This is a genomic window from Janthinobacterium sp. B9-8 (genome assembly GCF_000969645.2).
In the GTDB taxonomy this organism is placed as follows: Bacteria; Pseudomonadota; Gammaproteobacteria; order Burkholderiales; family Chitinibacteraceae; genus Iodobacter.
In genome coordinates this window covers 689,867-714,118 of the sequence record NZ_CP014222.1, presented here as the reverse complement: position 1 = coordinate 714,118, position 24,252 = coordinate 689,867, and the positions used below count along the sequence as shown (strand labels likewise).

At 48.6% G+C, this 24,252-nt stretch carries 24 protein-coding genes and 1 other RNA gene; 18 read left to right on the top strand and 7 right to left on the bottom strand.

Going from position 1 to position 24,252, the window contains the following annotated elements; all coding sequences use genetic code 11:
- Positions 1–273: 273 nt before the first annotated feature.
- From VN23_RS03145 to VN23_RS03105, 9 genes are all read left to right on the top strand, one after another.
- Positions 274–3,258 (top strand): Rne/Rng family ribonuclease, encoded by a 2,985-nt coding sequence (locus tag VN23_RS03145; protein WP_082752568.1) that lies wholly within the window; start codon positions 274–276, stop codon positions 3,256–3,258.
- Between the two features lie 539 nt (positions 3,259–3,797).
- The gene (locus tag VN23_RS03140; RefSeq protein ID WP_046353256.1) at positions 3,798–4,727 is read left to right on the top strand and encodes a branched-chain amino acid ABC transporter permease; all 930 of its coding nucleotides are present in this window, start codon (positions 3,798–3,800) and stop codon (positions 4,725–4,727) included.
- 16 nt (positions 4,728–4,743) lie between these two features.
- Positions 4,744–5,853, top strand: a complete 1,110-nt coding sequence (locus VN23_RS03135) for an ABC transporter permease subunit (protein ID WP_046353257.1) — start codon at positions 4,744–4,746, stop codon at positions 5,851–5,853.
- Positions 5,850–6,620, top strand: a complete 771-nt coding sequence (locus VN23_RS03130) for an ABC transporter ATP-binding protein (RefSeq protein ID WP_046353258.1) — start codon at positions 5,850–5,852, stop codon at positions 6,618–6,620. Before VN23_RS03135 ends, VN23_RS03130 begins: the two co-directional genes overlap by 4 nt.
- A 73-nt stretch (positions 6,621–6,693) precedes the next feature.
- Positions 6,694–7,410 carry an ABC transporter ATP-binding protein gene (locus VN23_RS03125; RefSeq protein ID WP_046353259.1) on the top strand — a complete coding sequence of 239 codons (717 nt, stop codon included), beginning with the start codon at positions 6,694–6,696 and terminating at the stop codon, positions 7,408–7,410.
- A gap of 295 nt (positions 7,411–7,705) precedes the next feature.
- Positions 7,706–8,449, top strand: coding sequence for a YdcF family protein (locus VN23_RS03120; protein ID WP_046353260.1), 744 nt, complete (start codon positions 7,706–7,708; stop codon positions 8,447–8,449).
- A gap of 406 nt (positions 8,450–8,855) precedes the next feature.
- Complete coding sequence (locus VN23_RS03115) at positions 8,856–9,479, top strand: helix-turn-helix transcriptional regulator (RefSeq protein WP_046353261.1); 624 nt, start codon at positions 8,856–8,858, stop codon at positions 9,477–9,479.
- A 28-nt stretch (positions 9,480–9,507) separates the two neighbouring features.
- Entirely contained in the window at positions 9,508–10,809 is a 1,302-nt protein-coding gene (locus VN23_RS03110; protein ID WP_046353262.1) for an HAAAP family serine/threonine permease, read from the top strand.
- Between the two features lie 58 nt (positions 10,810–10,867).
- Entirely contained in the window at positions 10,868–12,259 is a 1,392-nt protein-coding gene (locus VN23_RS03105; protein WP_046353263.1) for an L-serine ammonia-lyase, read from the top strand.
- Positions 12,260–12,561: 302 nt separating this feature from the next.
- Here VN23_RS03105 and VN23_RS03100 read toward each other — a convergent pair whose 3' ends face one another.
- The 6 genes from VN23_RS03100 to VN23_RS03075 all read right to left on the bottom strand — a co-directional run bounded on the left by VN23_RS03100 (position 12,562) and on the right by VN23_RS03075 (position 15,978).
- Positions 12,562–13,344, bottom strand: a complete 783-nt coding sequence (locus VN23_RS03100) for a peptidylprolyl isomerase (RefSeq protein WP_046353264.1) — start codon at positions 13,342–13,344, stop codon at positions 12,562–12,564.
- 49 nt (positions 13,345–13,393) lie between these two features.
- Positions 13,394–13,699 carry a BolA family protein gene (locus tag VN23_RS03095; protein ID WP_046353507.1) on the bottom strand — a complete coding sequence of 102 codons (306 nt, stop codon included), beginning with the start codon at positions 13,697–13,699 and terminating at the stop codon, positions 13,394–13,396.
- A complete protein-coding gene (locus tag VN23_RS03090) occupies positions 13,662–13,961 on the bottom strand; it encodes a YciI family protein (protein WP_046353265.1) in 300 nt (99 codons plus the stop codon). Before VN23_RS03090 ends, VN23_RS03095 begins: the two co-directional genes overlap by 38 nt.
- Entirely contained in the window at positions 13,961–14,512 is a 552-nt protein-coding gene (locus VN23_RS03085) for a septation protein A (RefSeq protein WP_046353266.1), read from the bottom strand. The genes VN23_RS03090 and VN23_RS03085 overlap by 1 nt, the downstream gene beginning before the upstream one ends.
- 338 nt (positions 14,513–14,850) lie before the next feature.
- An RNA gene (gene ffs / locus VN23_RS03080) (signal recognition particle sRNA small type) lies at positions 14,851–14,948 on the bottom strand.
- Positions 14,949–15,000: 52 nt separating this feature from the next.
- Complete coding sequence (locus tag VN23_RS03075; RefSeq protein WP_046353267.1) at positions 15,001–15,978, bottom strand: asparaginase domain-containing protein; 978 nt, start codon at positions 15,976–15,978, stop codon at positions 15,001–15,003.
- A 63-nt stretch (positions 15,979–16,041) separates the two neighbouring features.
- On the opposite strand from VN23_RS03075, the gene smpB reads away from it, so the two are divergent.
- Positions 16,042–16,497, top strand: a complete 456-nt coding sequence (gene smpB / locus VN23_RS03070) for an SsrA-binding protein SmpB (protein WP_046353268.1) — start codon at positions 16,042–16,044, stop codon at positions 16,495–16,497.
- 59 nt (positions 16,498–16,556) lie between these two features.
- Here the strand turns inward: smpB and plsY are convergent, their stop codons facing one another.
- On the bottom strand, positions 16,557–17,177 hold the full coding sequence (gene plsY / locus VN23_RS03065) for a glycerol-3-phosphate 1-O-acyltransferase PlsY (protein ID WP_046353269.1): 621 nt from the start codon (positions 17,175–17,177) through the stop codon (positions 16,557–16,559).
- Positions 17,178–17,258: 81 nt separating this feature from the next.
- Here plsY and VN23_RS03060 point away from each other — a divergent pair, with 81 nt between their 5' ends.
- From VN23_RS03060 to VN23_RS03025, 8 genes are all read left to right on the top strand, one after another.
- A complete protein-coding gene (locus tag VN23_RS03060; RefSeq protein WP_046353270.1) occupies positions 17,259–17,615 on the top strand; it encodes a dihydroneopterin aldolase in 357 nt (118 codons plus the stop codon).
- Between the two features lie 219 nt (positions 17,616–17,834).
- A complete protein-coding gene (locus tag VN23_RS03055) occupies positions 17,835–18,740 on the top strand; it encodes a Tim44 domain-containing protein (RefSeq protein ID WP_046353271.1) in 906 nt (301 codons plus the stop codon).
- A 132-nt stretch (positions 18,741–18,872) separates the two neighbouring features.
- Complete coding sequence (locus VN23_RS03050; RefSeq protein WP_046353272.1) at positions 18,873–19,214, top strand: hypothetical protein; 342 nt, start codon at positions 18,873–18,875, stop codon at positions 19,212–19,214.
- Positions 19,214–19,885 (top strand): Crp/Fnr family transcriptional regulator, encoded by a 672-nt coding sequence (locus VN23_RS03045; protein ID WP_046353273.1) that lies wholly within the window; start codon positions 19,214–19,216, stop codon positions 19,883–19,885. The genes VN23_RS03050 and VN23_RS03045 overlap by 1 nt, the downstream gene beginning before the upstream one ends.
- 49 nt (positions 19,886–19,934) lie before the next feature.
- Entirely contained in the window at positions 19,935–20,603 is a 669-nt protein-coding gene (locus VN23_RS03040; protein WP_046353274.1) for a Crp/Fnr family transcriptional regulator, read from the top strand.
- 234 nt (positions 20,604–20,837) lie between these two features.
- Complete coding sequence (locus VN23_RS03035; protein WP_046353275.1) at positions 20,838–21,476, top strand: TetR/AcrR family transcriptional regulator; 639 nt, start codon at positions 20,838–20,840, stop codon at positions 21,474–21,476.
- The gene (locus VN23_RS03030) at positions 21,473–22,558 is read left to right on the top strand and encodes an HlyD family secretion protein (RefSeq protein WP_046353276.1); all 1,086 of its coding nucleotides are present in this window, start codon (positions 21,473–21,475) and stop codon (positions 22,556–22,558) included. Before VN23_RS03035 ends, VN23_RS03030 begins: the two co-directional genes overlap by 4 nt.
- A 61-nt stretch (positions 22,559–22,619) precedes the next feature.
- Positions 22,620–24,206, top strand: coding sequence for a DHA2 family efflux MFS transporter permease subunit (locus VN23_RS03025; protein WP_046353277.1), 1,587 nt, complete (start codon positions 22,620–22,622; stop codon positions 24,204–24,206).
- The last annotated feature ends 46 nt before the right edge of the window (positions 24,207–24,252 follow it).

Here is a 24,252-nt window from a genome sequence, read left to right as displayed (position 1 = left end):
CAAGCTAAACTGGCCAAAACTCTTGTAAAAAGATGGATTAAAACAAGAATTTTAGGCCCATTTTCAAGGCTAGGTATGAACTTCACCGCCGTTTTGCAGGCCACTGTAAATAATTGCATGGAAATAGCCCCACCCGCGCCTCCAATACCTTTGTTGTCTTGACTTAGGATGCGAGCACTTAACTAACAATGTCTGCATTTTAGTCATGTTCGGTTGCGCTGGGCTTGCCAGAACCTAATTCCTGCCGCGTGAGTGCGAGCCGGAGCATTTTTTATGAAACGTATGCTATTTAACGCAACGCAAGCCGAAGAGCTGCGCGTTGCGATTGTTGATGGTCAGAAGCTAGTCGACCTCGACATCGAAACCGTTGGCAAAGAACAACGGAAATCCAATATCTACAAGGGTGTGATTACCCGCGTAGAGCCTAGCCTTGAAGCCTGCTTCATTGATTATGGCTGCGATCGCCACGGTTTCCTGCCATTTAAGGAAGTAGCCCGTGCCTATCTCAACGACAGCGGTGACGGCCATGGCCGCCCTCGCATCGGCGATTCGCTCAAAGAAGGCCAGGAGCTGATCGTTCAAGTCGAAAAAGACGAACGCGGCAATAAAGGCGCAGCCCTCACGACCTACATCAGTTTGGCAGGTCGTTATTTGGTGCTGATGCCTAATAACCCACGTGGCGGCGGCGTTTCTCGCCGTATCGAGGGCGAAGAGCGTAATGAGCTTCGCGCTGTACTCGACCAACTCGAAACACCAAACGGTATGAGCCTGATCGCACGTACTGCGGCTATTGGCCGTAATGCTGAAGAATTGCAATGGGATTTAAACTACCTATTGCAACTTTGGCGTGCGGTTGAAGGCGCTGCCTCTACTCAAACTGGCGCATTCCTAATTTATCAGGAATCAAGCCTAGTGATCCGCGCAATCCGTGATTACTTCCAGCCGGAAATCGGCGAACTTCTGATTGATAAGCTCGATATTTATGAGCAAGCACGCCAGTTTATGAGCCATGTGATGCCGGCCAATGTAAACCGCGTGAAGTTTTATCAGGATGATGTGCCACTGTTTTCGCGCTTCCAGATTGAGCATCAAATCGAAACCGCTTTTGCCCGCGAAGTGAATTTGCCTTCCGGCGGCGCAATTGTGATCGACAAGACCGAAGCGCTGTACTCCATCGACGTGAACTCGGCTCGCTCTACTAAGGGTGCCGATATCGAAGAAACCGCACTGCGTACCAATATGGAAGCCGCTGACGAAATCGCCCGTCAGATGCGTCTGCGTGACGTGGGTGGTTTGATCGTGATCGATTTTATCGACATGGAAAACCCAAAGAATCAGCGTGAAGTCGAAAACCGCCTGCGGGACGCCCTGCACCACGACCGTGCTCGCGTTCAGACTGGCAAAATCAGCCGTTTTGGCCTGATGGAATTATCCCGTCAACGCTTGCAGCCTTCCTTAGAAGAAACCAGCCACATCGCCTGCCCGCGCTGTCACGGCACTGGCTTTACACGCGGCATTGAATCTTCTGCGCTAAATATCCTGCGTATTATTCAAGAAGAATCAATGAAGGAAAACACCGGCGCAATCCATGCACAAGTGCCGGTTGATGTTGCAACCTTCTTGCTCAATGAAAAACGCGCCGAGATTTTTGCACTTGAAGCACGCCTGAAAGTAAGCGTGATTTTGATTCCAAATACCCATTTGGAAACGCCAAACTACAACCTGTCACGTCTGCGCCACGAAGATATCGGCAATATTGAAGATGTAGTGCCCTCTTATAAAATGGTCGATTTGCCAAGCGAAACAGGCTATCAGCCAGGTAAAGTGAAAGAAGAGCAAACCAAGCGCCAGGAAGCCATGGTCAAAGGCATTACGCCAGACCAGCCAGCGCCGATCTCCGCTCGTGACCGTATTGCCGCACCAAGCGATGATGTCATTATTCCATCGCTCTGGAAAAAGCTAGTCACTTGGTTCCAAGGCGAGCCTGCTGCTGCGCCAGTAGAAGCACCTAAACCGGTTGCTGCTGCCCGCCCGCAAAATAACTCACGCAATCGCAATGATCGTGGCCAGCGCCCTCCTCGTGAACCACGTGAAGGCCAAGCGCCTCGTGCAGAGCGCCCGGCCCGTAACGAAGAAGCGCCTGCCCAGCCGCGCCGTAGCAGTGGCAAGCCACGTATCGAAGAAGACTTGCAAAAGAGCCGCGAAACTCGTGAAACGCGTGAAAACCGCGAGCCACGTGAACGTACTCCAAGCAATGATCGCAGCGAGCGCAACGAAACCCCGGCGGTAGAACAGCGTCCTCGCAACGAGCGCCCTCCGCGCCAGGAACGTCAGCCACGCAAAGAAGCTGCTGTTGCCCAGACCGAAGCCTTGCTGACTACGCCCGCTATAGAAAACAACACGGATGACGCAAGCGAGCAACAACGTAGTCGTCGTCGTCGTAGCCGTCGTGGTGAGCGCCGTGGTGAGCGTGTTGAATCAGCGCCGGGTACAGAAGCGGCATTCACTGCAATTGATGCACCCGCTCCTGGTTTTGTTGCCACAGAGCCAACACATACAGCACCTGTAGCAGCAAGTGCCTCAGCAGCGCCCGTTACTACTGCACCGGTTGTAGTAACACCTGCTCCTGTTGTGGCTGCACCTGCACCTGCACCTGCACCTGCACCAGTACATGTACCTGCTGTGCCCGTTGCGGCAGTGCCTGCACCAGTACCTGTGCCTGCTGTATCCGTTGTGGCAGCACCTGCTCCCGTAGTGGCTCCAGAAGTTGTTATTCCTATGGCAGCACCTGTAGCAGCACCCATACCCGCTCCTGTTGTCGAGCCTGCACCTGCTCCAGTAGCGGTAGCGGCACCAGCGCCAGTTCCGGCTGTAGCTATCGCTGCACCGGTGGCTCCCGTGCCCGCCCCTGTACCCGCTCCCGCTCCGGTAGCGATCCCTGCTGCACCAGCACTTGTCATTGGTACGCCGGAAGCGGCGGGATTGGTTATGGTTGCAACGCGTGCTTTAGCAGCGGAAAGTGATCCTGTGGCAGCCGCTCCGGTACGCCGCCGTCGTCGTGATGCACAAGCAAGCAACACCGTAGCCAGCAGTGAAGCACCTATGTTGCAGCAAGTAGAAACACAAGCCGCCAGCAATGCAGCAGTTGCATCACAAACAGCCAATGATGCACCGGTACGCGCTCGACGCGAAACGGCCGCAGCTCCGGTAGATACATCCGCCGAACCACTTGTACAAGTTCAAACCAAGCAATTTTAATCTCGTTTGAATAAAAAAAAGCCACCGAAAATAACTCGGTGGCTTTTTTTATGCTTTTAGCAATACCTTTCAAGCTCAGTACTCTCTACACATGGCAACGCAAGGTTTTTACACGCCGCTTACCCTATTTACGCCGCACCACATGACAAGCGATTAAGGCATTCTATTTACCCGCGCTCCCCTTTATCCTAAAAAACAATGGCCCTCCCGGCAAGCCCCTGTATAAACCCCTACATTTCTACTCACATTTAAAATCATTGTTTCACAATCAATTCCCCCCCTACACCTTATCTGCTTGTTTAAAAAAGAATAAACATTTCAGAATAATGAATATTAAAATTATTTCAGGCTAATATCTAAATGGAATCCATTACTTAATTAATGGCAATCTTTTTGTTTAAAACAGCCTGGTTCAAGATTGCCAGTTGGGGAAATTCACAAGTATCCGCAGGTATTATTCAAGGTTAATTTTCGCACTCAGACCAAACTGTAATGGTCTTATTCAATCGCATCTGCACTCCTCACTTGGGCTAAACAACGTGGATATTTTTCTCCAGCAAATTTTTAATGGCTTGGTTGTCGGTAGCATTTATGCGCTGATTGCCCTCGGCTATACCATGGTGTACGGCATCATGCAGCTGATCAATTTTGCCCATGGCGAAATCGTAATGATCGGTGCAATGGTAACCATTACATGTATCAATCTTTTGCTAGGGCAAAATGTTTCACTGCCCGGCCCGATGCTATTGCTCGTCGGCTTTATGATGGCAGTGCCGGTATCAATTCTTTTAGGCTACGCCATCGAAAAAATCGCTTACCGACCGCTGCGTAAGGCACCAAGACTAGCACCTTTGATTACGGCGATTGGTGTATCGATTGTATTGCAACAAGTGGCCATGCTGATCTGGGGCCGTAACTACCGCCCTTTTCCAGCCATTATGCCAACCACAATCCACGAAATTGGCGGCGCAACCATTACCAGCTTGCAGATCTCCATTATTGGCTTGGCGCTGGCTTTGATGGCAGGCTTGTTCTTCCTAATTGAACGTACCAAATTAGGCCGTGCTATGCGTGCCACAGCTCAAAACCCGGAAGTCGCCGGCCTTATGGGCGTCAATATCAATTCCATTATTTCTATGGTGTTTATGATTGGCTCAGCGCTGGGCGCTGTAGCAGGCGTCATGGTTGCCGCAAATTACGATCAGGCACACGCCTATATGGGCTTCTTAATTGGCCTGAAAGCCTTTACAGCGGCAGTACTGGGCGGGATTGGCAATTTAGGTGGCGCGGTATTAGGCGGACTATTGCTTGGCCTCATCGAAAGCCTAGGCTCTGGCTATCTGGGCGATTTAACCGGCGGTGCATTTGGTAGTAACTACAAAGACATCTTCGCCTTTATCGTGCTGATTATCGTACTGGTGTTCCGTCCGTCCGGATTACTAGGCGAACGTGTAGCAGACCGCGCTTAAGCCCAAGGGAACGACCATGTTATTAAAACTAGAAAATCCCCGCGCCCGGCTGATCGGCATGGCCGTGCTGGCGGTGATCATGCTTATCCTGCCCTTTGTATTAACGGGTAGCTTTGAAAGCGGTAAATCGTGGATTCGCACCATAGATTTTGCCCTGCTCTATATTATGCTGGCACTCGGACTCAATATTGTTGTGGGCTATGCCGGGCTATTAGATTTGGGCTATATCGCCTTTTATGCAGTGGGCGCATATTTATACGCCATTCTTAATTCGCCCCATCTGGCAGCCATATTACCCGCCTGGCTCATTTACCCCTCTTTCCCGGTCATGATTGCTATGGCAGGGCTGGTTGCGGGCATCTTCGGGGTTTTGCTGGGGTCCCCCACCTTAAAACTGCGAGGGGATTATCTGGCGATTGTAACGCTGGGATTCGGTGAAATTATCCGCATCTTTATGAATAACCTTGATCGCCCGATCAATATTACCAATGGCCCGCAAGGAATTAACAATATCAAGACCGTGCAGATTGCAGGTTACGATTTTGGTCGCCCGATTGAGTTTTTAGGCCTGTCTTTTGAAAAAGTGCATCTTTACTACTACTTGATTTTAGCCTTCTGCCTCTTGATTATCTTTGTATCAGTACGCTTGCAAAACTCCCGTATTGGCCGTGCATGGGTTGCGATTCGCGAAGATGAAATTGCTGCCAACGCGATGGGTATCAATACCCGCAATATCAAGTTGCTCGCTTTTGCGATGGGCGCGAGCTTTGGCGGCGTATCTGGTGCTCTATTTGCCAGCTTCCAGGGCTTTGTTTCACCAGAATCATTTGTGCTGATGGAATCCATCATGGTGCTATGTATGGTGGTATTGGGCGGCATGGGACATATTCCTGGCGTGATTTTAGGTGCGATTATTGTATCGATCACACCGGAAATTCTGCGTGATGTAATCAACCCGCTACAACACGCCCTGGTTGGCCGCAAAGTGGTCGATCCGGAAAACTTACGCATGCTGATTTTTGGCCTTGCCATGATTGTGGTTATGCTGCTGCGCCCTGAGGGCCTCTGGCCCTCCCAGCGCCGTAAAGCAGAGTTCCATGAAAAAGATGAAGAGGCAAAGGCATGAGCGAATTACTTCTAAAAATTGACGGTATTACCAAGCGCTTTGGCGGTCTGCACGCCCTATCCGGCGTAGGTCTAACCATCAACAAGGGTGAGATTTACGGCCTGATCGGCCCCAATGGCGCAGGCAAAACCACGCTATTTAATGTGCTAACCGGCCTTTATCAGCCTGACGAAGGCAGCTTTAGTTTTAATGGCCTGGATTTATTCCGCCAAAAGCCAAACGTAGTCGTTGAATCTGGCATTGCCCGTACCTTTCAGAATATTCGCTTATTTGCCAATATGACGGCCCTAGAAAACGTGATGGTGGGCCAGCATGTAAGAACAAACTCCGGCATTTTAGGCGCGGTCTTCCATAGCCCTAAGGCGGTTAAAGAAGAAGCCGAAATCCACAGCAAAGCCGCCGAACTACTGGCTTATGTTGGCATCAGCAAACATGCCAAGGAGCTAGCGCGTAATTTGTCTTATGGGGATCAGCGCCGCCTAGAGATTGCCCGTGCATTGGCCACCCGCCCTACGCTGCTGGCGCTGGACGAGCCTGCTGCAGGGATGAACCCGAAAGAAACGGACGATCTTAAAAAACTGATGGAAAAGATCAGAAACGATGGCGTCACCATTTTGCTGATTGAACACGATGTAAAGCTGATGATGGACCTGTGTGATCGCATCGCGGTGCTGGATTACGGCAAGAAAATCGCTGAGGGTATACCCGACATGGTAAAAAACGATCCACGCGTGATCGAAGCCTATCTAGGGGTTGCGCCAGAATGAACAAGCGATTACAGCAAATCAATACAAGCCAAATCAATAAGCTGCAAGTGGCGTTTCAAGGAGTTGCAAGAGCATGAGTGGCCCATTACTACAAGTAAAAGACCTTAAAGTGGCCTACGGCGGTATCCACGCAGTAAAAGGCATTGATTTAGAAATCAATCAAGGTGAGCTAGTCGCCCTCATTGGAGCCAATGGCGCGGGTAAAACCACCACGCTTAAAACACTGATCGGCATGTGCAACCCCAGCTCTGGCGAAATCTTGTTTGACGGTAAATCGACGGCTAAAAAGCCAATTTACGATTATGTTAAACAGGGGCTGATTATGGTGCCTGAAGGACGTGGTATTTTTAGCCGCCTGACCGTAGAAGAGAACCTTTTAATGGGGGCTTATACACGCAACGACAAAGCGGCTATTGAGCATGATATGGAGCGTGTTTACTACCTCTTTCCCCGCCTGAAAGAGCGTATGAAACAGCTGGCAGGTACGCTGTCTGGTGGTGAGCAGCAAATGGTTGCGATTGGCCGTGCTATTTTAGGCAGGCCTAAGCTACTGCTACTGGATGAGCCATCGATGGGCCTGGCACCGATTATCGTGCAAAAGATTTTTGAAATTATCAAAATGATCGCGGCCGAAGGCGTCACCATGCTGCTGGTTGAGCAAAACGCCAAACTGGCACTACAAACCGCCAACCGCGGCTATGTGATGGAATCAGGCAAAATTACGCTGGCCGACACCGCAGCAAATCTCTTGGCCAACCCAAAGATTCAGCAAGCGTATCTAGGCGAGTAAGCCCCGCATTTTCAAGCCGCACACAACGAGCCGCACACTGCGGCTCGTTTTTTTATGCCAGGCATCTCAAAATCAACCCTCTCCATTTAAACCATTCTTGGCCAAAGCCGCTCCTATGGTATTTGTACTTAAATTGGCAAGGTTTGGCTTCAAAGCGTACCTAGTGCTAGCCTTCAAGCATCGTAGAGACATACGGGTGGATATTATTTAAGCCACACAGAGCAACAAGGGAAGATCGCTTTCTAACTTCCCTTATATAATCCTGCCTGCTTCATCTCTACTCCTCTGGAAACTCATGCATTCTGCCGTACTTGCTAAAAATGCCATTGCAGCCTGGCTCTTACCTCCCGGCCTTTTTTTACTCTTGATTGCCATTGGCCTGTTCCTCATTAGCCGCAAGCCTCGCCTTGCCCGCAGCCTTATTGCAAGCAGTCTGCTATTGCTCACAACACTCTCCATGCCGCTTGTGGCCAATGCACTCCTGCTGATGGTTGAGCCGCCAGCACTCAAGTTTATTCCAAACGATGCCATCGCAATTGTCAGCTTAGGCGGCGGAAAGCGTTTTACGGCTTACGACCAAATTGAAGGTGAGACGATCAACAATGCCACCTTAATGCGCCTGCGCTATACCGCCCAGCTAGCAAAAAAAAGTAAATTGCCCATCTTAGTCAGCGGTGGGAAACCATTGGGCGGCATCAGCGAAGCCACTCTGATGGCCGATATTTTGCAAAAAGAATTCAATACGCCCGTACGCTGGATAGAAAGTGAATCAGTGGATACCCAGGAAAATGCCAGCTTAAGTGCTCAGCTTTTGCCTAAAAACGCAAAAATCATCCTTGTGACTCAGGCTGTCCATATGCCACGCGCGCAAAGTGCATTTACCAAACAAGGATTTAACGTTATTCCAGCGGCAACAGATTATGCAAATCAGGAGCCATTATCTATCTTGTCATTTATGCCAAAAGCACAGGCCATGAGCAACAGCAGCTTCGCCCTGCATGAGCTTTTAGGCATGCTCTGGTACAAACTACGACCTTGATGCCTTCTTTTTTTACTGAATATAATATTTCCCGCATAAATAAAAACTACTGCCCTACAACTCCCCAAGCCTTATAAAGCAAGGCTTGACGCATCAAAAAACCAACATTGCCTTCAATAGCAAAGGCATGTTGGTTTTTTTACGCCATCAATAAACGCAAACATAAAAGTAAATTTTGCAACAAACAAACAAAATTGCAACAATTCACAAAAAATGCGCTAAACACTCAAAAAACAGAACAAAATTTAACAAAAAAAATAAAAATTAGAACATCATGCTAATAATAAATTATTTACATGAAAAATTATTTATTGATGCGCGTCAAAAAACGTACTAAATCCAACATAAAGGACAGGATATCGGGAGTAAAATCCACATCAACTTATCAAGACAAGAATTTTTTATCATGAAGATCTCGATAGACCTCGACACGCTTTCAAGCTTTCTCTCTCAAGTGCTAGGCACACACGCAGAGATTGCGGTGCACGATATGACCCAGCTGGAAAACTCCCTGCGAATCATTAAAAACCCAATTTCCGGCCGTGAGCCAGGCGCCCCCGCTACAGACTTTGCCCTGCGTCTGCTGCGCGAATGCCAAGACAGTAGCAAAGCACCTTTTCGCACCAACTATCCCGGCAAGACGCTCGATGGCCATCGTCTGCGCAGCTCCAGCATGCTGCTTAAAGACGAAACCGGCACCTCGGTTGCCATGCTTTGCATTAATCGCAACGATCATCAACTACAACACGCCAGCGAATTGCTCCATCAGTTTTTTCAACACGAAGAAAATAGCCCAAGCGAGGAGTTACTCAGCCACTCGGTAGAGCAATTAGGCGACGACATTATTCAGCAGGCCTTAGCCAGCTACCCTATCGACGCCAAGCACTTAAGCAGTGCCGATAAAAAAGACATTGTGCAAAAACTAGAACAAAACGGCGTTTTCCTTGTGAAAGGATTTATCGCCAAAACAGCTTCATTACTGGCTATTTCAGAGCCCACGCTTTATCGCTACTTAAAAAACAACAACTAAATCACTATTTTTTAATCGAGAAAACATCATGTCTGATACCACACTCAATGATCTAGCGCTGCCACACAGCGCAGCAACATGGACCAAGCAAGATACGGTCTGGATGCTAGGGCTTTATGGCACGGCGGTTGGCGCGGGTACTTTATTCCTACCCATTAATGCAGGGATTGGTGGTTTATGGCCGCTAATTATGATGGCACTGCTAGCCTTGCCAATGACCTTTTTTGCACACAGAGGGCTGAGCCGGTTTGTGCTTTCTGGCTCAACTAAAGATGGCGATATCACCGAGGTAGTAGAAGAGCACTTTGGTAAGGGCGCAGGCAAACTCATTACTCTGCTTTACTTCTTTGCCATCTACCCCATTCTATTAGTTTACAGCGTGGCCATTACCAACACGGTATTGTCTTTCCTCACCCATCAAATGCATATTGCTGTAGGCACTGATCTCGTCACACGCGGTATTTTTGCGCTGTGTTTGATTTTGGGGCTGATGTCGATTGTGCGATTAGGTGGCGATTTTATTGTTAAAGCCATGAGCGTACTGGTCTACCCCTTTGTGATTGCGCTGATGGTTTTAGCGGTTTACCTAATCCCGAACTGGAATAGCTCCGTGCTCGATCATGCAGGCAGCTTGGGCGATGCACTAAGCAGCGGCTCTTTCTACAAAACGCTGTGGCTAGCGATCCCGGTGATGGTGTTCTCGTTTAACCACTCACCTATCATTTCTTCTTTTGCTGTGAGCCAAAAAAAGCTGCACCCGGGCAAAGAAGACCAAGTGGCTTCTAAAATCTTGTTACGCAGCCATATCATGATGGTGTTGTCGGTGATGTTCTTTGTATTTAGCTGTGTATTTAGCTTGGCTCCTGCCGACTTGATTGCCGCTAAAGCGCAAAATATTTCAATCTTGTCCTACCTTGCAAACCACTTTGACAACCCGGTTATTGCCTGGATGGCCCCGATCATTGCCTTTATCGCCATTACTAAATCCTACCTTGGCCACTATCTTGGTGCCAAAGAAGGTCTGCATGGCTTGGTGATCAAACAATTGCGTGAAAAAGGTAAAACCATTTCAACACCTAAGCTTGAGCGTTACACCTCGATCTTTATGCTGATTACCACTTGGTTGGTCGCCACCATCAACCCAAATATCCTGGGAATGATTGAAACACTAGGCGGCCCTGTTATTGCTATCTTGCTATTCCTCATGCCGATGTACGCCATCCGTAAAGTACCTGCCATGCGTAAGTATTCCGGCGCAGCCAGCAATGTATTCGTTGTGCTGATTGGTGTCATTGCCATCTCTGCCATCTTCTTCAGCCTCATGTCCTAGACACGATATATACAGCCTGCACTCATACAGAGCAGGCTGTATTCACAAGGAAGTAGCCATGTTTAGCACCTTAGATATTTACAAAATTGGCATTGGCCCATCAAGCTCGCACACCATTGGCCCCATGAAAGCAGGGCACCAGTTTTTAGGCACGCTTAAAGAAACCGGGCAATTTAATGCCGTTACCAAAATTGCAGTAGATTGCTACGGTTCGCTCTCCCTCACAGGCAAAGGCCATTGCACCGATCACGCCATCATGTTGGGCCTAGCAGGCAATCTGCCCGACACGATTGATTTAGACAATATGGCCAGCATCGTGCATGAAGTAGAGCAAAACGGCACGATCTGCCTAGGCCGCACCCAGCAACGCGTTGGTTTTAGCCTTGTATTCCAAGATAGCTACCTGCCCCTGCACGAAAACGGCATGATGATCCGTGCCTTTGTGGGTGACACCTGCTGCCTAAGCAAGACTTACTACTCGATTGGCGGCGGCTTTATTGTTGATGAAGAGCACTTCAATCAAGGTAGCTGTAACGATATTCCAGTGCCGCATCACTTTTTAAGTGCTGATGATTTGCTCAATATGTGCGAAGACAGCGGCCTGTCGATTTCCGCCCTGGTACTCGAAAACGAAAAAGCCTTCCATGATATGGCCGATATCAAGGCCCATTTCGCCCGTGTTTGGAGTGTGATGCAAAGCAGCATCGAGCGCGGCATGAAAACCGAAGGCAATCTGCCCGGCCCAATGCGCATTCCCCGCCGCGCGCCTGCCCTGCATCATCTATTGACCAGCTCATTGGATGTCGCCCATGACCCGCTCAATGTGATGGATTGGGTGAATATGTATGCGATGGCAATGTCAGAAGAAAACGCTGCCGGTGGCCGCGTCATTACCGCCCCTACCAATGGCGCTTGCGGCATCGTTCCTGGCGTAATGTCTTACTACAATCATTTTATTAAGCCATTAGATGAAGACAGCGCCCTGCGCTTTTTCTTATCTTCAGGCGCGATTGGCTGCTTATACAAGCTAAACGCATCCATCTCTGGCGCAGAAGTAGGCTGTCAGGGCGAAGTAGGCGTCGCCTGCTCTATGGCGGCGGCTGGCCTTGCCGAGTTGATGGGCGGCAGCCCTGCCCAAGTCTGCATGGCTGCAGAAATTGCCATGGAACATAACCTTGGCCTGACATGTGATCCAGTTGGCGGGCAAGTACAGATTCCATGTATCGAGCGCAACGCGATTGGCGCAGTCAAAGCCATCAACGCTGCCCGTATGGCCATGCACCGCAGCAGCAGCCCTAAAGTGTCTTTAGATAAAGTGATTGCCGCAATGTACGCTACTGGCAAGGATATGGACGCAAAATACCGCGAAACATCCTGCGGCGGGCTCGCCCTGCAAATCACCGCCCCTGCACTAAAAACCATACGCTTTATGGATAAAGTGCCTGCTTAAAGAAACGCATGAATAATAGCCCCGCTCCCACTCAGTGAGGTCGGGGCTTTTTTTAGAATTATTGCCTCAAGCAATAGCGTGCAACATCTTAGGCTAATGACTTATCAGCCCCATTTCTCAGCCGCTCAGGCGATAAAGGTAGATAACATAAAACATATCCAGCATCTTAAACAAACGATTGAGCCTGCTTAGAAAAGATAGTAACAACCTTGCTGCCTAGCGGCATATGACTGTTCTAAATCACCGCCCACAAAAAAGCCCCGCTATTTCTCTAGCGGGGCTTTTCTTATACAAAAAACGGATTACTCAACTTTTGCTTTAGCACGTAATTCTTCAACCATTTTTTGTACACGCTGGCCTTGCAGCTCACGAGTCAACTCTGGTTTTACTTCTTCAAATGAAGGGCCTTTCGCTTCGCGCTGGTCATCCAGCTTAATCACATGCCAACCAAACTGGGTCTTCACTGGATCAGAGATTTTGCCTTTAGGCAGTTTGGCCAACGCTTCACCAAATTCTTTTACGTAGTTAGCAGGAGTAGACCAACCCAGGTCACCACCATTTACAGCACTGCCTTTGTCTGCGGATTTCGCCTTAGCGATATCTTCAAACTTCTTACCTTTTTTCAGGTCAGCCAAAACTGCTTTTGCTTCTTCTTCTGTTTTAACCAGAATATGACGAGCTTTGTATTCTTTGCCGCTGAAGTTAACTTTGATTTTATCAAATTCTTTTTTCAGATCAGCATCGCTCACTGGGTTTGCTTTAGCGTAGTCATTCACGTAAGCACCAACCAGAATCTGTTGCTTAGCCATATCAAGGCGTTGCTGTACTTCAGCGTTTTTTTCCACGCCTTTCTTTTGTGCTTCTTGGAACAATACTTCGTTACGAATCAGCTCTTCCTTGATGCGTGCACGTAATTCTGGGCTATCTTTCTGGCCGCGTTCAGCAACTTGCTTCAAGAAGAAATCAACCTTGCTATCAGGGATAGCAACGCCGTTAACGGTGGCTACGTTTGCAGCAGTAGCCGCAAAAGAAGCAGATAAGAAACAAGCAGCGAGAGCAAGAGCAATACGGTTTGGTTGACGCATGTGTTAGTCCTTTGATCTTAAAGTCAGTAGAGCTTAGGTTCAGTCAATTTTACAACTCGTCCGGCGTCAGTGTTTTTTTAATACTGAGCGCGTGGATAGGGTGCGGGATCAAATCGGTAAATAAAGCCATCACCATACGATGACGAGCCAAGGTGTTTTTGCCTGCAAACTGTGCGGATACGATGGTTAAATCATAATGCCCGCCACCTGCCACGCTGCCTGCGTGACCTGCATGTGAAGCACTATCATCGTAAACATCAACATACTCTGGCTGTAATACGGCAAGCCGTGAGTGTATTTCTTCAGTAATCATAACGCTAGGGGAGGACTTGGAGAAAGGGCTTTGCAATGACATTTTCATAAACCCCTGCTTTTACATAAGGATCGCTGTCAGCCCAAGCTTGCGCGGCCAGCTGCGAATCAAATTCTGCAACAATTAAACTACCCGAAAAACCGGCAGGCCCAGGATCCACTGCATCAATTGCAGGAAAAGGACCGGCAAGCACCAAGCGCCCCGCTTCTTTCAGTTGCTCTAGCCTAGCCAGATGCGCCGAACGGCTCGCCAAACGTGCGGCAGCGCAATCGGGATAGTTATTAGCAATAATTGCATAAAGCATCAAGACTCCTCTTTTCCCGAATCATCAGTAAGATACCGTGAAAGCACCAATGCTTGCAGCAGCACAAATACCAGTGTCAGCGCCAATGTACCAAACATCTTAAAATTAACCCACTGGTCTTCAGTAAAGTTAAAGGCAACATAGAGATTAAGAACACCCATGCTAACAAAGAATGTAACCCAAGCTAAATTAACCTTATCCCATAATTTAGCAGGCAAGTTCATTTGTGGGCCCATCAGGCTTTGCATCAGGTTTTTGCCCCGCAAGTAACGAGAGCCACACAAAATAACGGCAAACACCCAGTACAGCACGGTGGGCTTCCACAAAATAAAGGCTTTGTTGTGAAGTAATAAGGTTGCGCCACCTAGTACAGAAATCAAGCCAAAACTTAACCAGAGCATGCCATCAACTTTGCGGTATTTAAACCATGACCAGGCCACTTGCGCCGTTGTAGTCGCAATTGCCACGCCGGTTGCAGCATAAATACTCTTCGTGATGGAGTAAGTTACAAAAAACAGGATAACGGAGAGGAGGTCGAAAAGGGCTTTCATTGGCATCATCAACAGAGAGATGCCGCATTATGCTGACCCATTTTTATGAAAACAAGTAAATGCAGACAAAAAAAGGCGCCGCGACAGTGCGCGGCGCAAAATTTACCACTGGAGATACACGAAGCATCAAGCTCGCGTGACAACCATTCTCGTGTAATCCCCCTTGCCACGTATTGATTTGGATCAAGCAGGGGGGGACGCAAACAGTGATTTAAGCCAGCAAATGGCAAACGAATTTCGGCGATGAATGCATTGCATTTCATCGCTCAACCTAATTAGATACAAGAAGTGGGATTTGGATCAGCCTTGCTCAGAATAGCAAAACTTTAAAATGGGGAGGTGGCGAGCCTAACCCCCGGCACTAGCATCAAAAGCTGTGGCTGCTTCCTTCCGGACCTGACCAAGTTCACCTTCTAGCTATGCGGGGAGACCCGCCGTCGAACACAGGGGCGCACTATAGCACAGCCCAATAAAAGCACCAAGGAAAATCACCCTAATCGGTCACCAGAACGCGAATTTAAGAAGATACTCACCCGCTCTGCCCTATCCGCGCCCTTAGCCTGTGCATAATAAAGCTTAGCCAGTGCCGCCTCTGGCGTCATATCCGCGCCATCGAGCACGCCCAACGCCGCCAGACTGCCGCTCACCGCATAGCGCCCCATTTTTACCGAGCCTTGCAAACACGGCGTGCAATTCACCACCAAGCTTTGCTTCGCCAATGCCGCCATTAAAGCAGGCTGGGTTCCAGCATTACCTGCACCAAAGGTCTCCAGCACCACGCCATCTAAATCAGATAATGACGATGCCAGCCACTGGGCACTAAAGCCCGGCGCCAGTTTTGCCGCCACAATACGGGCCGACTCTGCCACGGGCTGAAAACTGAACGGCTTAAGCGGTTTTACCATCGCAGGAATAATCGTAGACATCACCCAGCGCCCTGCTGCCCATTGCCCCAAGGTAGGTAAATTAGGCGAAGCAAAAGCAGCCATGCCATCACAATCGACTTTGCGCACCCGGTTGCCACGCAGACACAGCCCAGCGAATACCACCGCCACTTCGCAAAAATCAGGCATGCTCGCCAATGCCAATGCTGCAGCAACATGCTCTACCGCATCATTACCCGGCTCGCACCACGGTATTTGCGAGCCAGTGACCACCACAGGCTTAGCCAAGTTTTCTAACATATAAGACAGTGCTGCAGCGGTATAGGCCATGGTGTCCGTACCATGCAGCACGACAAAGCCATCGTAGTCATCGTAATCCGCAGCAATATCGGCCGCGATGCGATTCCATAACGCAGGCGTCATTTCACTGGAATCAAGCAGCGGGGAATACTCCAGCACAGATAGGCCGGGGTAGAGCTTTTGCAACTGCTGCTGCAAATAATCAGGTGCGGGCGCATAGCCGTCCGCACTTTGCAACATACCAATAGTGCCGCCGGTATAAATGACGCGAATTCTCTGCATCTATGACTTACTCCGTAAAGTGTTAGAATCAAGGTTTAGTGAAACAAAACCGGACCCATTGCGATGTCGATCGTCGATAATAAAAAGGCCTTTCACGACTTCTTTATCGAAGAACGTTTTGAAGCGGGCCTTATGCTACAAGGCTGGGAAGTCAAATCAATCCGTGCTGGCCGTGTGCAGCTCAAAGAATCTTACGTGGTGTATCTGCGGGGCGACTTCTGGCTAATGGGTGCGCATATCTCGCCACTCACCAGCGCATCAAGCCATGTACTGCCAGAGCCTACCCGCCTGCGTAAATTATTACTTAATCAACGTGAAATCGAAAAATTGTCGATCAAAGTTGAACGTGCCGGCTACACAGTGGCTGCGCTCAATATGCATTATAAAAACGGCTTTATTAAACTGGATATCGGTTTAGCCAAGGGTAAAAAGCAGCACGATAAACGCAATACCGAAAAAGATCGCGAATGGGTGCGCGAAAAAGCGCAAATTGTTCGTGCCAATAATAAATACAGCTAATCTCGCCTGTCGCGATGATCTATTCAGCAAAAAGGGCAGTTTACTGCCCTTTTTGCTGCCTACTCTTTGCTGGCCCCACTCGCCTTTTCACCGATACTGCCTTCCTTACCAGTCAGCAAATCTCGAATATTTCTTTCATGACGCCAGATTAATAGTAGCGAAATCACCACAACCGCCGTAATTTGTGCAGAAGATGGCAACCAGATCCAAGCCAGCACAGGCGCAAGCAGGGCGGCCAAGAGCGCAGCCAAAGAAGAAATTTTCATTCCCTTGGCTACCACCAGCCAGAGCAGCAGCGTTAATAAACCTACACGCCAATCCAAGGCCAGTAAAATACCCGCCGCCGTGGCTACGCCTTTGCCGCCCTTAAAGCTAAAAAAGACCGGCCACATATGGCCAACTGTCACCGCTACAGCAGCCATAGCAATGACTTCCGGCCCCAAGCCCAGATAAGAAGCCGCGACTTGCGCCAGCACGATCGCCAGCCAGCCTTTAAGCGCATCGCCCAATAAAGTGAGCAAAGCCGCTTTTTTATTGCCGCTGCGCAAAACATTTGTAGCCCCGGGGTTGCCCGAGCCATAGCTGCGCGGATCGGCCAAGCCACTGGCTTTAGAGACAATCACGGCAAAAGAAAGGGAGCCGATCAGGTAGCTTACTAAAATTAGAATTAACGGTGTCATACCTAAATCCACTACAATCGTAAGCTTCCGATTTTAAGCTAAATGACCGCTGCTGGGTAAAACCCATTAAGTCACCCCATCATGGACATTATCTATTTACACGAAGTGCGTGCGCGCACCCTTATTGGCTGGTACGACTGGGAGCGCGTTGCGCCGCAAGTTGTAGAGCTTGATTTGGAAATTGGCATCCCTTCTGCACGCGCCTGTGCCAGCGATGATTTGGTCGATACCATCGATTACGATGCGGTGGTCAAACACATTCGCAAAGTGCTTGAAGAGCGCCACTTTTTGCTGCTTGAAGCGCTTGCCGAGCATATTGCACAACTGATTATGCAAGACTTTGGCGCGCCTTGGGCTAAGGTATCTGTCACAAAACTCGGCATCTTGCACGAAGTTGGTCGGGTTGGCGTCACCATTGAGCGTGGCCACCGCGCTTAAATCGTCTACAACATTGCCTCAAGGCAGTGCACTCCAAAAGCAGCTTGTGTAGATTTCAGCGCCACCAAAAGGCGTGTCGATCTACCCAGCTGCGCCAAAATATCCGCTGCGCCAATACTCATCATCAAGTCATCCTGCATTTTTTTACACAATGACTTGAACTTCTTTCGCTTCAGCCTCACTAAGCATGTATTGAATTATTCACCGCAAGGACTTGGCATGAGCCAATTTAGCCGCACACTCATGGTTACACTACTTACCGCCTCACTCTTTGCCAGCGGCATCGCTGAAGCAAAACGAGTCGGTGGTGGCCGCTCAAGCGGCATGCAGCGTAGCCAGAATACGCGCCCGGCCGCTCCACCTCCTCAACGTAATGTCGCACCTGCACAACAGCCTGGGCAAGTCGCCCCACAGCCACAGCGAAGTGGCATGGGCTCGATTCTGGGTGGCGTCGCTGCTGGTGCGCTAGGTGGCTACCTGCTTGGCAATTTGCTGAACTCTAACAATGCATCAGGCACATCTGAATCATCTGGTAGCGGCTTTCCATGGGGATTGTTACTGCTACTCGGCGCGGGTGGTTACTTTGCTATGCGCATGATTCGTCGCCGCAAAGAAGCTGCAGCGGCTACAGCTAATGCCCCTGCATTTGCCGGCATGCCTGCCAACATGCAAAACCAGCCTCTTCAGCAAGATCGTGTATTCCGTATGGGCGATCAGGCCAGCAATATGGCAGCAGCTCCATCGGCTTCAGGTATCACTCGCCTGCCTGATGGCACAGAAACTGCAGCGTTTCTTCGCCAGGCACGGGGCAGCTTTATGCATATGCAAACCCTGCATTCGGCCGAGCAAGTGAATGAAATGCGCAAGTACTTAACACCTGAGCTCTTTAACGAGCTAAGCCAGGAAATCTCCGGCAATGAAGAGCCCGCCGAGTTTCCGGAGCTCAATACCGAACTTGTTGATTGCGCCACCGAAGAAGGCCGCATGGTTTCCAGCGTGCGCTTCTACGGCAAAGTGAGTGAATCACTTCACTCTGCACCTGTGGAGTTCCAAGAAATCTGGCATTTTGTACGCCCAATTAATGGCGACCCACGCTGGATGGTGGCAGGTATCCAGCAGTTGTAATAGCGTAAAGGCCATTACAAAACAAAGACCGACACATGTCGGTCTTTGTTTTGTTAAAAATAAGATGGCTGAACAGATAGCTAATTTTTCGCTTACACTAATAACAATACTATTGACATACTGGCTCTGCAAATGCGTCGTCTTATTATTATGCTATTTGGATTAATCACACTAACTGGCTGCGATAAAGTCATGGAAGTGGTCAACAAGCAGCAAGCCAATGGCAAAGCAATTGGCGCGGCTTGCCGCCATAGTGGACGAGCACTTGAAGATTGCTATCGCCGTAACACCAGAATTCCCAAGGCTGATATTTTCGCAGGCTGGAAAGAAATGAACGAGTATATGCAACAAAAAAAGATTGAGGTGATTTCTCCGCCAGAAGATGAACCACCTCCTCCTGTTGCTGTAAAAAAAGTAGAGAAAAATGATGCATCCGAAGAAAAGCCCGCAGAAGCCGATAAAGCAGAACACTAATGACTAAGAATACCGCCCTTTACCAATTACTCGCTTCCGTGCCGTTATTTACTGATTTAGACGATAGCATTCTGGCAGCTATCGAGAAAATATCTAACCGGCGCACGCTCAGCAAAGGCTCTTTATTGTTTGCTGAAGGCGATATTGCAGAATCGATGTATGTACTAATCGAAGGGCGATTACGCTGTTTCTCTAGTGCGGATACTGGTAAGGAATTTGTTTTCTATGTTGCAACAGCCGGCACCAGTTTTGGTGAAATGGCCTTAATTGATGAAGAGCCAAGATCACTCTCGATTGATGCGGCAGAAGACTGCCAATTACTGAGCATTAGCAAAACTTCTTTCCTGGAGCTGCTTGAAAAAACACCATTACTCAACAATAACTTGCTGCGTAATATGATTCGTTACAATCGTTATTTAGCCAATATGGTGAAATCATTAGCACTAAAGGATGTATATGGCCGTATGCGCCTGCTGCTTGAAGGTTTAGCCGTTGAAGTGAATGGTCGTCGCTATATTGAAGATGCTTTGTCCCAACAAGCGATCGCCGACCGTGTTGGCTCATCCAGAGAAATGATCGCAAAATTAATGCGTGAGCTGGTATTTGGCAACTATATTCGCATTGAAAATCGCCGAATTGAATTATTACAAAAATTACCCGAACATTTTTAACACCCAATATTGCCAGAAATAGGCACTGAGCCACGGAGATATAACACTCATGGACCATCATTTACTTAAAAACTTTTTATCGCAATCTGCCATTTTCCAGGATTTTGCCGATGAAGATTTAGACATTGTCTTAAATGCCGCAGTAAAACGCCACCTGCCTAAAGGTACCTTCTTATTCCGCGAAGGCGACCCTGGCGAATCCATGTATATCCTAATGGAAGGACGCACACGCTCGTTTACCAGCGACAATCAAGGCAAAGAATTCGTCTTTATGATTGGCGAGCCAGGCGATGTATTTGGCGAAGTTTCCCTGATTGATGACGAGCCACGGTCTTGGTCTACCCAAACCGAGGACGATTCATCTTTCCTGATGTTCTCCAAACAAGACTTCCGCGAAGCATTGGGCTCGCTGCCTAATGCCAAAGATCAGCTCATCATGAACTTAGCGCGCATGGTTCGCCGCCTTTCGCTCACCATGAAAAACCTCGCTTTACTGGATGTTTATGGTCGTGTGCGCGCCTTGTTTGAAGGCATGCTGACCGAAGCTGACGGGCAAGAAATGATTTCCGAGCCGCTCACCCAGCAAGCGATTGCTGATCGCGTAGGCTCTTCACGCGAAATGATTGCGCGTATTCTGAAAGAGCTGGTTTTCGGTGGTTATATCCGCCTGGAAAACAAGCGCATCATCTTGTTGCAAAAACTACCTGAGCGCTTCTAATCTGCGCTTGGTAATGCCCTAGAAAAATCTGGCAGGCACTCGTCTGCCAGACTCCCCTTTCAAAGTATTAAAATCCCTCCTTGTCGACGTAATTTTCTGGCACAAAACCGAAATAATCGTCAATTTCCTCCCAAATCCCTTCAAAATTCAGATCGAAGCGCCCACCCGATTATTGACAAGGCCTATCTCTGTCTATTTAATGACTGACCAGTTAGTTATTAAATAGAGAGCATCATGTCCGACATCGCTGGCCCACGTCAAAGGCGCAAAGAAGCACGCCCCGGTGAAATCATTGAAGCCGCGCTGATTTTATTCCATCAAAAAGGCTATGCGGCAACCAAACTCGATGATGTTGCCCGTGCAGCAGGCGTCACTAAGGGCACGCTGTATCTCTATTTTCCTAGCAAGGAAGCGCTGTTTAAGGCGGCCATCAGCGAAACAATCCACCCCAATCTGGATAGGATCGAAGAGCTGGCGCTTAAAAGCACTGAATCGGCAACAATTCGCTTACGTACAGCCATTCACAGCTGGGCTACTGCACTGAATGAATGTAAGGGTAGTATCTCCAAACTCATGATTTCTGAAGCAGGCAATTTCCCCGAACTCACCGATTTTTATATAGAAACCGTTATCAAGCGCTCGCGCTCACTGCTGATGCTGCTGATTAAAGCAGGTGTAGATAGCGGTGAGTTTCGCCAAACTGACCCGGATATGCTTGCCAGAATACTATTCTCTCCTATTTTGCTGACCAGCATCTGGCGGCACACCTATGCAAGCCAAGATCCTATTACTTACGATCTAAACCAACTGGCTCAATTTCATCTCGATATCGTTTTGTATGGCATTGCCATCGCCCCGGAGCACACGCTATGAGCACTCAATCTGCCTCACCTGCACGCAGCATTCTTGCGATTATGTTACTGATTGTACTTGGCTTTCTAGGCTATCGCTGGTGGTGGGGCAATCACCATATCAGCAGTGATAATGCGCAATTTGAAGGCCATATTGTGCCAATTGCTGCCCGTGTGAGCGGTTATGTCAAAGCCGTGCCGGTCAATGATAATCAGCTGGTTGCACAAAAATCTTTATTGATTGAGCTTGATCCTCGCGATTATCAAGTCAAAGTAGCGCAAGCAGATGCAGACTATCGTCAGGCCTTATCTGCCGCTGGCCACGACAAACAACCCGGCGAAGCCCTTGCCCGCATTGGTGCAGCAAGCGCCAACGCAGCAGCAGCCACAGCACAATCACACACGGCTGAAGCACAAATTACCGAAGCACGCGCCAATGCAGCCAAAGCACGTAAGGATTTAGCCCGCAGCAAAGAGCTTGCCGCACAAAAAATGCTCAGCCAAGCGGCATTAGATAGCGCAGATACCTTAGTAAAGGCTGCTGATGCCCGTGTCAGCGCGCTTGAATCAGCACTACGCACTTCCAAAGAAAGTGCTAATGCGGCCGATCAGCAAGTGGTTGTTTCATCAGCAGGGCTTAAATCGGCGCAGGCTAAAGCGCTGGCAGCGGAAGCCACCTTACAATTTGCACGTAATCAGCTCATTGATACACAAGTTTATGCACCCGCTTCAGGCGTAATCAGCAAAAAAGCAGTAGAGCCTGGCCAAATGATTCAGGCAGGTCAAACATTAATGTATTTGGTTCCCACCGATAAGATATGGGTGATTGCCAATTTAAAAGAAACAGAATTAAAACAAATTAAATTAGGCCAAAGCGCCGAAATTGAAGTCGATGCTTTTCCTGATTTAAAGCTCAAAGGCAAAGTGGATTCATTTAGCCCAGCAACCGGTGCACGTTTCACCCTGCTGCCTGCTGATAATTCAACTGGCAATTTCACTAAAGTAGTGCAACGTGTGCCGGTAAAAATCGTTTTAGATGAATTACCCAAAGGCAATCAACTACGCCCGGGCTTATCGGTTAATGTCGTGATCAATACGCCTTAATTTACGGGCCACGCTGATCACAGCGGGATTCACCCGACCCTATACACAAGCAAGAGGCGATATGAAAGCCATTTTACCGGGTTTATCCCGCTCTGATACGCAAGAAAGCGTTTATGCAAATCGCTATATTATTGCCATAACCGTGACATTAGCCTGCGTGTTAGAGCTACTGGACACCAGCATTGTGAACGTTGCCGTGCCGCATATGATGGGCACACTTGGCGCAACGCTCGATGAAATCACCTGGGTATCAATTGGCTATGTGGTTGCCAATGTGATTGTTTTGCCTATTTCTGGCTTTTTATCGCAATTATTTGGGCGTAGAAATTACTTTATTTTATCGCTTGCCCTGTTTATTTTTTCATCCTTTGCCTGCGGCAATGCGACCACCTTGGGTGGCTTGGTTTTCTGGCGTATTGTGCAGGGCTTAGGCGGTGGCGGGCTGATTGCCACGGCACAATCCACTTTATTTGAAACATTTCCTAGCAAGGAAATGGGCACCGCCATGGCTATTTTTGGCATGGGGATTATGACCGGCCCAATGCTAGGCCCCACCTTGGGTGGCTGGCTCACCGACCAATATTCATGGCCATGGATTTTCTATATTAATTTACCCTTGGGCGGGATTGCGCTGCTTTTAACGCTAATTTACATGCCTGATTCAAAGCATCAGCAAGCGATTAAAAAAATTGATTATTTAGGACTTATTTTAATGGCCACAGGCATCGCTGCATTGCAATTAATGCTGGAGCGTGGCGAGCGGCTAGAATGGTTTCACTCTTATGAAATCGTCTCTTATGCCCTGCTTAGTTTCTTTTCACTAAGCTTATTTATTACTCGCCAATTAGAAATTAAATACCCGATTGTCGATTTAGCAATTTGCCGGGACCCACAGTTTTCTGCCGGGCTAGTGATGACTTTTTTACTGGGTGCATCGCTGTTTTCTACGGTATTTATTTTCCCTGTTTATGTGCAAAGCTTAATGGGCTATACCGCATGGCAAACGGGTTTAATGATTTTACCTTCAGCAGTTGCATCGGGCATGATGATGCCAATATCAGCTAAATTAGTCGCCCGTGGTGTTTCTGCCCGTGCACTCATTGCCGCAGGGGCGCTGCTCTTTATGTATGGTATGTGGCAGCATTATCACTTTACGACCGACTCGGGAATGAGTGATTTTCTTTGGCCGATGATTATTCGCGGCATGGGTTTGGGAATGATTTTTATGCCATTAAATACATTAACCATGGCAAATATCTTGCCACAACAAATTCCAAATGCAGCGGGTTTATATAATTTAACCCGTCAATTAGGTGGCAGCGTAGGTATCGCGGTATCAGCGACTTTATTAGCACAATTAGGAGACGCCAAACGTGCGGCACTTAATGAGCATGTGATTGCCAATAGCGCCCAAACCATAGAGCGCCTTGCTGGCTTAAAAAACAAACTAATCATGATGGGCACACCAGAAACACTGGCCCCACTAAAAGCACAGGCCCTGCTTGCCCAGCAAATTGCCAAACAAGCACAAATGCTTTCTTTCGCGCATTTATTTATGTTATTTGGCCTTGCCATGCTTTGCGTAACGCCGCTTCTTTTTGTCATGAAAAACCAGCAAATGAGCGCAGGCAGTGATTTATCGCATTAATTGCGCGCACAAAAAAGGCTGATCAAAAATCAGCCTTTTTTATTCA

What these genes read in the sequence shown, in the direction of transcription:
- VN23_RS03110 (WP_046353262.1), top strand. Translation starts at nt 9,508, where the DNA reads ATGTCTGATACCACACTCAATGATCTAGCGCTGCCACACAGCGCAGCA.
- VN23_RS03100 (WP_046353264.1), bottom strand. Translation starts at nt 13,344, where the DNA reads ATGCGTCAACCAAACCGTATTGCTCTTGCTCTCGCTGCTTGTTTCTTA.
- VN23_RS03095 (WP_046353507.1), bottom strand. Translation starts at nt 13,699, where the DNA reads ATGTCATTGCAAAGCCCTTTCTCCAAGTCCTCCCCTAGCGTTATGATT.
- VN23_RS03145 (WP_082752568.1), top strand. Translation starts at nt 274, where the DNA reads ATGAAACGTATGCTATTTAACGCAACGCAAGCCGAAGAGCTGCGCGTT.
- VN23_RS03030 (WP_046353276.1), top strand. Translation starts at nt 21,473, where the DNA reads ATGAGCACTCAATCTGCCTCACCTGCACGCAGCATTCTTGCGATTATG.
- VN23_RS03125 (WP_046353259.1), top strand. Translation starts at nt 6,694, where the DNA reads ATGAGTGGCCCATTACTACAAGTAAAAGACCTTAAAGTGGCCTACGGC.
- VN23_RS03060 (WP_046353270.1), top strand. Translation starts at nt 17,259, where the DNA reads ATGGACATTATCTATTTACACGAAGTGCGTGCGCGCACCCTTATTGGC.
- VN23_RS03130 (WP_046353258.1), top strand. Translation starts at nt 5,850, where the DNA reads ATGAGCGAATTACTTCTAAAAATTGACGGTATTACCAAGCGCTTTGGC.
- VN23_RS03035 (WP_046353275.1), top strand. Translation starts at nt 20,838, where the DNA reads ATGTCCGACATCGCTGGCCCACGTCAAAGGCGCAAAGAAGCACGCCCC.
- VN23_RS03105 (WP_046353263.1), top strand. Translation starts at nt 10,868, where the DNA reads ATGTTTAGCACCTTAGATATTTACAAAATTGGCATTGGCCCATCAAGC.
- VN23_RS03040 (WP_046353274.1), top strand. Translation starts at nt 19,935, where the DNA reads ATGGACCATCATTTACTTAAAAACTTTTTATCGCAATCTGCCATTTTC.
- VN23_RS03045 (WP_046353273.1), top strand. Translation starts at nt 19,214, where the DNA reads ATGACTAAGAATACCGCCCTTTACCAATTACTCGCTTCCGTGCCGTTA.
- VN23_RS03115 (WP_046353261.1), top strand. Translation starts at nt 8,856, where the DNA reads ATGAAGATCTCGATAGACCTCGACACGCTTTCAAGCTTTCTCTCTCAA.
- smpB (WP_046353268.1), top strand. Translation starts at nt 16,042, where the DNA reads ATGTCGATCGTCGATAATAAAAAGGCCTTTCACGACTTCTTTATCGAA.
- plsY (WP_046353269.1), bottom strand. Translation starts at nt 17,177, where the DNA reads ATGACACCGTTAATTCTAATTTTAGTAAGCTACCTGATCGGCTCCCTT.
- VN23_RS03075 (WP_046353267.1), bottom strand. Translation starts at nt 15,978, where the DNA reads ATGCAGAGAATTCGCGTCATTTATACCGGCGGCACTATTGGTATGTTG.
- VN23_RS03055 (WP_046353271.1), top strand. Translation starts at nt 17,835, where the DNA reads ATGAGCCAATTTAGCCGCACACTCATGGTTACACTACTTACCGCCTCA.
- VN23_RS03120 (WP_046353260.1), top strand. Translation starts at nt 7,706, where the DNA reads ATGCATTCTGCCGTACTTGCTAAAAATGCCATTGCAGCCTGGCTCTTA.
- VN23_RS03135 (WP_046353257.1), top strand. Translation starts at nt 4,744, where the DNA reads ATGTTATTAAAACTAGAAAATCCCCGCGCCCGGCTGATCGGCATGGCC.
- VN23_RS03050 (WP_046353272.1), top strand. Translation starts at nt 18,873, where the DNA reads ATGCGTCGTCTTATTATTATGCTATTTGGATTAATCACACTAACTGGC.
- VN23_RS03085 (WP_046353266.1), bottom strand. Translation starts at nt 14,512, where the DNA reads ATGAAAGCCCTTTTCGACCTCCTCTCCGTTATCCTGTTTTTTGTAACT.
- VN23_RS03025 (WP_046353277.1), top strand. Translation starts at nt 22,620, where the DNA reads ATGAAAGCCATTTTACCGGGTTTATCCCGCTCTGATACGCAAGAAAGC.
- VN23_RS03090 (WP_046353265.1), bottom strand. Translation starts at nt 13,961, where the DNA reads ATGCTTTATGCAATTATTGCTAATAACTATCCCGATTGCGCTGCCGCA.